Raw genomic sequence first — 8687 nt, 5'->3', positions numbered from 1 at the left:
GTCCCCGCCCGCGCGGGCCCGCCACCGCCCTGCCCGCCACCGCCCTGCCCGCCTCCCTCGGCCTGACCGTCTCCCTCGGCCTGCCGCAGGTGGGTGCTGGTGGCCTGATGGTGCAGCGAGTCCACCAGATGCCGGGTGGCCTGTTTGAACGCGAGCAGGTGCTGGGCGAAGGGGGCGTCGGCGAGGGCGAGGGACCGGCCGGTCTCGAACGCGGTGGCCAGCGACAGGTCGAAGCTCCCCCAGGCCGGGTCGTAGACGATGAGCGCGTCGGCGGTGGTGGCCTGGGCCGCGGCGTCGGTGACCGCGGGCAGCACGGGGGCCAGCGGGCCTCGGTACCAGCCGAAGGTGGCCTCGCCCGACCGGGTCAGGTAGGGCAGCGGCAGGTACCCGTCGCCGAGCCGGCGGGCCACCTGCCGCCGGGCGGCGGTGTCGGTGTCCTGCGGCAGCGAGGGCAGCCGCAGCCACATGTCCTCGCGCTCGGCTTGGGCGCCGGACGGCGTGCGGGTGAGCCCCTCGGCGAGGTCGGCGAAGTCGGCCTCGCGGTCGGGCTGGGTCTGGAACGACCAGCTGCTCAGGGACAGCAGCGCCACCGCGGAGCGGCCCTGGAAGTCCGGCGCGTCCACGAGGAGCCGCTCATGGCCCTCCAGGGAGACGAGATGCACGATGTTCTTCGTGCCCGCCCCCGGGTCGGAGCCGGGGTCGGAGCCGGGCGGGGTGGCGGTCGGGAAGCGGCCCGCGACGACGACGGAGAACAGCCCGTCCTCCTGGAGGCCCAGGATGGGCCGGTCCCCGGTGTTGGCGCCGCGGCAGTGGGCGAGGAAGCGCAGCTCGTCCAGCCTCGGCGCCACGGCCTGGAAGTCGGCCGCCGCGACCTGGATGTACACGCAGGGGTCGTCCGGGCTGACGTCGGATTCCCGGGTCAGCGCGGGCTTGAGCACGGCGGGATCGTCGGCCAGGAAGTCCGCCACGGTGGCGGAGATGGTGCGGGTCGGGGCGGTGGTGCCGCCGATGAGCTGGGAGTCGGTGAGCACCAGCAGGGCCAGCCACGGCGTGCCGTGCGGCGCCCCGATCAGGGGGCGTTCCCACGCCAGCATGGGGTCGCCGAGCACCACGTGCGGCAGGACCTCGGCGAACCGGCCGCTCGAGGCGTCGGGAGGCTGCCTGGCGACCACCGCGTCGGCGTCGATGCGCATCTGCGGGCCGCGGACGGTGAACTTCTGGACGGCCGTGAACGGCCCGCCGACGACCGGCGCGCCGTCCCCCTCCCCACCGCGCAGGGTGTGGGTGACCTCGATCCGGTAGTCGCCGGCGGGCAGGGCGGGCAGATAGTGGTCATGCAGCTCGACGTCCCCCATCGGGATCGTGTCGCGGGCGGGATGCTGCGGGCTCGGGCTCATGTGCGGTTCCCCGCGTCCTCGGTGCTGCTCTGGACCATGGGCTCCTGGCTGTAGAAATGGGCCGCGCCCGCCGCGAGACCTGCCAGGGCCTGGTCATCGGGGCCGATGCGGCCGTCGAGATCAGTGAGAAGCTTCGCGTCGGTCAGGGCGGCGAACATCTGCTCACGTCCGCTCCTGGCGTCGCCGCGGTCGAGGCACCCGAGCAGCTCCACGCAGGTCGGGTCGGGCACGCCGAGGTAGTCGCGGTTGGCGGCCGGCTGCCGGGGCAGCGGCGACAGGCCGGGGGGCAGCTCGTCCTCGCTGTACTCACTGAGTGGGAAGACCCCCCGGGAAGGGCTGAGCTCCGGCCGGGGCGCCTGGACGTCGAAGCCCACCGGCCGGTCGGCCAGCACCTCGGCGCTGGGTTCCGACGGCGTGTGGTTGAACGGGATCGGCGGGGCACCCCACAGCGACGCGGGCACACCCCGGGTGCGGGGGGTGAACGTCCAGCCGTCCGTCGAGGCGGGCCGGTCCGCGTAGAAGAGTCTCAGCCGGTGCTCACCGACCAGGTCGGTGCGGTCCATGGGACGCACGTCGACCAGAGGGCCGTCCCCAGGCTCGGCCGAGGCCAGGTGCGCGTCGCCCGTGCGCAGGTGGCTGGCCGGCACCGCCGACTGGGTGAACAGGCGCAGGTCCCGGGCCCGCGCCTGCCACACCCTCCCGTCCGCGCCGCCACCGCCCCCACCGCCCGCGTCCGCCACGGCGCTGTCGACGCCGGCGACCGGCGCGATGGTGACGACGTCCGCCGGCTTCGGGAGCATGCTGGCGAACACGTCCCATCCCAGCGCCTGGGTCTGCGCCCCCCCGCGGGAGCCGCCGAATCCGACGGTCACGTCGATGAGGGGGAAGTGCGCGGTGACCGACCCCCCCGTCGGCGGCCCCCACAGGTGCAGGGTGGCACCGATCGAACCGCTGATCGTGACGTGCAGGATCCCCAGATTGACCGTGCCGGACGCGCCGACGCTCACTGAGATGCGCGCGTCGAAGAAGAACGGCCGCCAGGACAGCAGCAGGTCGGCCTGCGCCGTGAACCAGGCCCGGATGGGACCCGAGTGGAAGAGGACCTCCAGGCGCGCGCCCGCCATCGCGCACGACGGCGTGACCGCCAGATACGCCTGGGCCCTGATCGACACGCTGTCGCTGACCGCCCAGTCGATCCCCAGCCGCGGCGCGTCCGGGTAGTAGGACGGCCGGGTGAACGCGGGGTGGTACCCGCCGAGGGTGACGACGAACTGCCCGGCGTGCGGGTTGGACCCGAACCAGGTCGCGGCGGCGAACCCGCCGGTCAGATGGCAGGCGGGCGTCAGCACGTAGGAGGCCGGGGAGAGCTGCGCGGCGATGATGGCGCTGCCCTGGAGGGGCCGGATGACGGCCTCCACGCCCAGCTCCGCGTAGACGTAGGTGGTGCTGGCGGACTCGGTGGGCAGCGGCAGCTGGATCGTCGCGAGGCCCAGCACGGCCAGCGCCAGCTCCGCGCCGATCTCCGCGGCCAGCAGCACCTTGGCGTTGACCACCTCGGCGACGGTGAACTCCACCCCGAGGGCCAGCCAGTACGAGCCCTCACGGGGGGCGATCCACCGCCGCGGCTGACTGCCGGCCACCGCCGGCTCCCGCCCTTCCAGGACGTCGAGGACGTGGGAGGGTGTGTGCCCGGCGTCGGGGCCCTGCTTGTGCAGGCTCAGCAGCGGGAAGCCGGAGACCTCCCGCGGGGCCGGCAGCGTCAGTTCGCGGTTGAAGCCGAACCCGGCCATCAGCCCGGTGACGATGACCGGCGGCGGCCCGCCCAGCGGCGCCTCCAGCTGGGCGAAGACGAACAGCGACGGCGCACCGTCCTTCAGCTGCGCGTACGAGCCGAGTCCCGCCAGCGAGAAGCTCTGCAGGCCGACCGTGGCCGTGCCGTCGTACTGGAACGCCACCGTCTTGGGGAGCTGGTCATCGGGCAGGTGCAGCAGCGCGCCGGAGATCTCCACCGGGGCGGCGCTGTAACCGATCCCGAGGCCGTCGAGGCGGAACGTCGGTGCGAACCTGTCCAGCCGGGAGCCGACCGCCAGACCGTCGAGCGAGAGGGCCAGCGGCCCAAGGGCTACCGAGGCATCCAGCGCGAACAGCAGCACGTTGTGTTGGTACTGCACGCCCACGCGGTTGATGTGGACGATGCCGAGCTGCTTGTCCACCGATACCCAGTGGACGCTGGAGGCGCCCGTTCCCGTGGTGTCCGGCGTACTGGACGTGCTCGGAGTGCTGGACGGATCCGGGGTACTGGATGTGCTCGGGCCACTGCCCGGTGCGCCGGAGGTGTCGGATCCCCCGGTGAGTGCGCCGCCACCGGCGTTCGAGGAGGGCACCCCGAGCGCGACCGAGGTGCTCTCCTTCCCGATCCGCAGCTCGGCCAGCGCGCCGACGCCCGCCGCGAGCCCGGCCTGCGGAAGGGCCACCACCTTCGCCGCCGCGAGCAGCTGGTTCACCGAGGCGACCGTCGGCGCGTCGAAGGCCCCGGAACTGTAAAGGACCTGGAGATTCTCCACACTTACCGTGCCGAACGTCGACAGGAACCCGCCGACGAGCGGAAGCTGGGAAAGGTCGAAACCCGCCGAGAGATCCACACCGACGCAGAAATGGGCCGGGCCGCTCGCGGGTTTCGCCCGCACGAACTTGGCGTCCTTCAGCCCGATCCGCAGGCTGTCGGGAACGTCGGCCGCAAGGTCAGGGGAGAAATGCGCGACCCAGTCCCGCAGCACGATTTCGGTGCCCTCCGCGGCACCGTGATACGTGGCGACCAGGATGTCGGCGCCGGATCTCTCCGCCTCGAAATCAACCTCGAACGTGTAGCCGTCGACGTCGAGCGTGCCGCCGTACTTCGTTCTCGTGTCGTCACGGGTCACTGTCACGCGAAGCGTGGCCTTGACCCCGTCCGTGATAGTCAGATCCCCCTCACAGACGAAGGCGAGGGCGGTCGAGCCGGTGGTGTACGAAAGCGTCAGGGCGGTGAGTTCGAGGGACCTGACCGGCCCGGGAACGTCGGTCAGCCCCAGCGCGTCGATCACCTCGGCCATACCGAGGGTCTCGCTCGCCTCAAGGCCTCCGCTGAACTCCCAGCCGCCCTGCGCGCCGGCGAGCCTCGCGGCCGAGATGTTGACACTCAGTGCGGAGCCGATCGACACCGTACCCGCGACACTGGCGGTGAAGCCCGCGGCGCTCGTGTAGTAGACGTACAGCGCCAGAGATCTGAGCGCGAGCGAGCCGCCGATCTGCCAATCCCCGGTGGCCGTCATCCGGAGGAGATAGGCGTCCCCGAGGTCGGCCGCGAACGTCAGCTCACTGACGGCCAGGGCCTCGGGCACCTCTCCTCCGGGTATGTCGAACGATTCCAGCAGTGACCGCACCGAGATCGGCGGTGCCGTCGCCAGCGCGCCGGTGAGGGAAAGTCCAGGGAACCACACCGCGATATCCAGCGGTAACGCCCTGATGGCGAGGGAGGCCACGAGCGCCATGGCGTCCACCCGGCAGGCGACCGGTTCGGCCGACGCCTTCACGGCGAGGCGGTAGTCGAAACCGGCGATGTCGGTCGGGTCGAGGGCGAACTCGCGCAGCCCGTCCATCACCGCCTGCCAGCCGCTGTCACCACCGAGCGTTCGGCCGAGCTTCTCCAGCTCCGCGGCGAAGGCGCCGGTGCTCACCGGCCGCACGGCGGCGATCAGTTGCCCGAGGTCGTCCACGGTGACCGTCGCCACGACCGGCACCCCGTCGAACGTGCCGTCGAGCGCGAGGGTGACCAGGCCCTCGCTCGTCACGGTCACCGACACCCACGTCACCGCCACGGCCACGGCGGCGCTGGCGGGCCAGGTGGGTGACGCCCAGGTGAGCGAGAGTGTGAGCGTCGTCCGCCCCGCGTCCACCGCCGGCTGCCCGCTGCCCGCCGCGCCCTGGCAGACCCCGTCCGGGAAGGTCGCCAGCAGGGCGCGCATCTGCGCGGGAAGCGCGGTGTCCGCGGCCCGCAGCGTGGGCGGATCACCCAGGCCCAGAAGATGCGCCTTCAGGGCGTCAAGATCCACCGGACTCCTCCCTCGGATACGTTCCCCTCACGTCCACCGCTCACGAATTCCCCATAGCCTGCGGCCCATCTATATCTTTTATCCTGGACTTTCTGGAATCGCCCTCTGGATACCAGATCCAGTCCTTGCCGTTGAAATCGATGAATCTCGGGAGCCGGACCACCCCGCTGAGAGCTTCAGCAGCCTCGAAACCCGACTTGTTACTTGCTCCCTGCTTCAGGTAGGCGAGGATCATGGTATTTGCCGCGGTGAGAATCGAAACGCGATTTTTCGTTGCCCCCCCCAGACCAAAGAAGGCCTGGTCGAACTCGTCTCCGCGGTCGTCGCAGCGATCTGATGGGCCGACGAAGAGATTCCCGGGGAGCCAGCTGTACACCAGCACGAGGTTATCCCATCCAGGGGGGCGATTCCGGGCTTCCTTGGCATGGCACACCGCACCCGTATAGATGTCCCTCGCCAGGTTCACGATCTCCCGCGCATCGTTTCCTCCAAGATTTCCACGAGGCTCCAGAAGATCGACATACTGCCGACGATCGAGATTCTGCCGCAGCACGCGCAGAAATTCCTGACTCGCGATGATGTTGTTCTCGACGAGCTTGTTCCAGAAGTCCCTCAGCTTACTGTAGGGCACCACATGGTGACACGATCTACCACGCTTCTTCGGCACTTTTTTTCCGTCCGACGAAACACTGGAGATCACGAGATCATCGGCTGATCCATATGGATGGCCCAGCCTTGCGTTGCCCTCCACCATCATCAGGTTGTACGGTGTCGGCTCCACAATGTCTCCCCGCACAGCAAAGATCCACCAGGATGAAGCTCGGGACACGCCACTCCGGCGCCGGGACCCGTCCCAGGTGGCCGGCGACACGGTGCCAGTTCCCGTTGCACGCAGTGGGGTTTGGTACGGATGCGCTCACCACACCCGGACGTTCGATCAAAATTCCGTCGAACAACAGATTAGGGAACTTCACTCCGGATGGAGGCAATTTACGAATAGTCACGCAAAGTTATCGGAGGATCTTCCAGGCCGGCGAGCCCGCCGTCGGCGACCGCACGGCGGCGGCCGGGGCGCGGACATTCGCCGCCACACCCGTGAGCTGCGAAAGCAGCGAACGTCGAGCCTGCGGACAGGTCGTGCTGGCCGGCGTCGCCGGCCAGCACCTGAGTGCCACGCCGACCGGCGACCGAAACGGTGCGTAGAGGTTCCGGCAGGCCACTACGATGGCGACCAGGTCAGCTGCCGTTCCGGGCGGCGAGATGGCCGAGCCATCCATCGGGGTGGCGGATCTCGACCGCCCCGGCCAGCACGTTCGCGCGGACCCGCATGCTCAGAGAGCCGCTGCCGTCGGCCAGTTCGATGACGGACAGTTCGAGCTCGGGCGGTTCGAGGGGAAGGAGCCGGTCGCGCAGCACCACGTAGCTGACGGCGTACAGCTCGCCGGGGACGGACCAGCCGTCGGCGTCGACCGCCTCAAGGCCGGGGAATTCGTCCCGGAACGACCAGAAGCGGTAGCGCGGCGCGGTGCGGACCGGGCCCAGAAACGTCGCGTCGGTCACCGAGGCGAACGGGGGCACCGGACTCGATCCCCGCTGGGTGAAGACCCCCATCGGTGGCGCCGGGAAGCTGTCGACCTTCGTGACTCTCCTGGGCGCGAACAAGCTGAACGTCGCGGTCCTCGTCGACTCCAGCACCAAGGATGTCGGAGCCGTCCGGCGCCTGCGTGACAACGGCCAGCTCACCAAGAACGGTCTCGTCGAGATCAGCGAGTTCACCGGCACGGCCGATGCCGACGTCGAGGACCTGTTCGACCGCGACTTCTACCTCGGGCTCGTCAACCGCGCTTACGACTCCCAGCTCACAACCCCGATCAAGACCTCGGGCCTCAACTCCAAGGATCCCCGCGTCGTCCAGCAGATCGACGCGGCGTTCAAGAGGCGGAAGATCGAGAAGCCGTTTAACCATTACAAGCCGGCGGCGGTCCTTCTCCGCGAGCAGGCCACGCTCGCGCCGCTTATCGACGCGGCGACGATCAAGCGTGCCGAGGCGCTGTTCACGCGCCTCAACTCCCTGCTCTCCAGGCGCTGAGCGGCGTCTCCCGAGCGCATGGTGTCCCTAGCGTCCCGCCGGGGCACCATGCGCTCCTCGCGCCGCCTTCCAGCCAGGCCAGCAGACCCAAGCCGTCAGCCCCACCGGAGGGAAGCTCCCGGGTCAGCTCCCGAACGATCCGAGGAGAGGCGTGCGGCCTGCACTGGCCCGACGTCGATCTCGACAGCAAGAAGATCCTCATCCAGTGGCAGCTCATCGTCGTCGGCTGGGACGTGCACCTCACCCAGCCCAAGACCGACGCCGGCATACGCGAACTGGTCCTCGACGACCAGACCGTCGAGGAGTTCCACCGCCACCGGGAACGTCAACGCGACGAACGACAGACCATGGGCCTCGACTGGGACCCCACCGGGCCGGTCTTCACCACCCTGCACGGCAACCTCGTGCACCCCGCATCGATCTCGACCACGTTCGTCGACCTCGTCGCGCAGGCCGGGGTACCCCCGATCCGCGTCCACGACGGCCGCCACGTCGCCGCCACCCTCATGCACACCCCCAGCAGGCCGGCCACGGCGCTCCGTGCGCTCACCAGGGCACCGCGACACCCCTCACGCCAGGTCGGCGTGTGCCGCCGTGCCCATCTCGCAGCCCAACCGGGCTGAACACCAGCGCAGCCCACGCCCCCCTTCTGATTGCTCTGCCTCATCGCAGGGATCCCGCCGTCGGGAGCGCCGGCTGTGCCTGACCGGGAGGTTGCCCCATGCCGCGCGTCATCGCGCCCCGCTTCGTCCTCGAACGGTGGCCGGCGGCCGACGGCCGGTACTACCTCGCCGTCGACCTGCTACGACCCAGCACCCGACTCCTGCTGCCCATCGAGGGCCCCTACACAGCCGACTACGCCGACATCCGGCTACGGACCCTCGTGCCCCGTGAGATCGCCGAAACCCTGCTGACCCTCGCCGGCGCGGCGATCAGCACCGGCCGGGCCGCCCCGATCCACCACCTCACCCGCCCGCCCACCTGACCGCATCCCGCCCCCTGCGAGCGCCCCCGCCACACCCCGGGGGGGGGGGGGGGCCCGGGTGGCCCCCCCCCCCAACGTCGGGCCCCGCATGGCGCGGCCCCCCCACCCACCCCCGGGTCTTATTA

At 70.3% G+C, this 8687-nt stretch carries 6 protein-coding genes and 1 pseudogene; 3 read left to right on the top strand and 4 right to left on the bottom strand.

The window, feature by feature from the left end; all coding sequences use genetic code 11:
- The 4 genes and pseudogenes from ND747_RS29060 to ND747_RS29045 form a co-directional block, all read right to left on the bottom strand.
- Nucleotides 1-1397, bottom strand: a pseudogene (locus ND747_RS29060) (hypothetical protein); the annotation flags it as partial.
- Nucleotides 1394-5488, bottom strand: a complete 4095-nt coding sequence (locus ND747_RS29055; RefSeq protein WP_251737448.1) for a DUF6603 domain-containing protein — start codon at nt 5486-5488, stop codon at nt 1394-1396. The gene ND747_RS29055 and the pseudogene ND747_RS29060, both read right to left, overlap by 4 nt.
- A gap of 40 nt (nt 5489-5528) precedes the next feature.
- A complete protein-coding gene (locus ND747_RS29050; RefSeq protein WP_251737447.1) occupies nt 5529-6269 on the bottom strand; it encodes a hypothetical protein in 741 nt (246 codons plus the stop codon).
- A gap of 455 nt (nt 6270-6724) precedes the next feature.
- Nucleotides 6725-7099, bottom strand: coding sequence for a hypothetical protein (locus ND747_RS29045; RefSeq protein ID WP_374216353.1), 375 nt, complete (start codon nt 7097-7099; stop codon nt 6725-6727).
- Here ND747_RS29045 and ND747_RS29040 point away from each other — a divergent pair.
- The 3 genes from ND747_RS29040 to ND747_RS29030 all read left to right on the top strand — a co-directional run bounded on the left by ND747_RS29040 (nt 7086) and on the right by ND747_RS29030 (nt 8562).
- The gene (locus ND747_RS29040; RefSeq protein ID WP_251737445.1) at nt 7086-7577 is read left to right on the top strand and encodes a hypothetical protein; all 492 of its coding nucleotides are present in this window, start codon (nt 7086-7088) and stop codon (nt 7575-7577) included. The two genes, ND747_RS29045 and ND747_RS29040, sit on opposite strands and share 14 nt — an antisense overlap.
- 233 nt (nt 7578-7810) lie before the next feature.
- Complete coding sequence (locus ND747_RS29035; protein WP_251737444.1) at nt 7811-8200, top strand: hypothetical protein; 390 nt, start codon at nt 7811-7813, stop codon at nt 8198-8200.
- Between the two features lie 98 nt (nt 8201-8298).
- Nucleotides 8299-8562, top strand: coding sequence for a hypothetical protein (locus ND747_RS29030; protein ID WP_251737443.1), 264 nt, complete (start codon nt 8299-8301; stop codon nt 8560-8562).
- Nucleotides 8563-8687 lie beyond the last annotated feature (125 nt).

The organism is Frankia sp. R82, from assembly GCF_023716925.1.
In the GTDB taxonomy this organism is placed as follows: domain Bacteria; phylum Actinomycetota; class Actinomycetes; order Frankiales; family Frankiaceae; genus Frankia.
The sequence above is the reverse complement of the archived record's forward strand: the minus strand, read 5'-3'. Positions and strand labels throughout refer to the sequence as shown.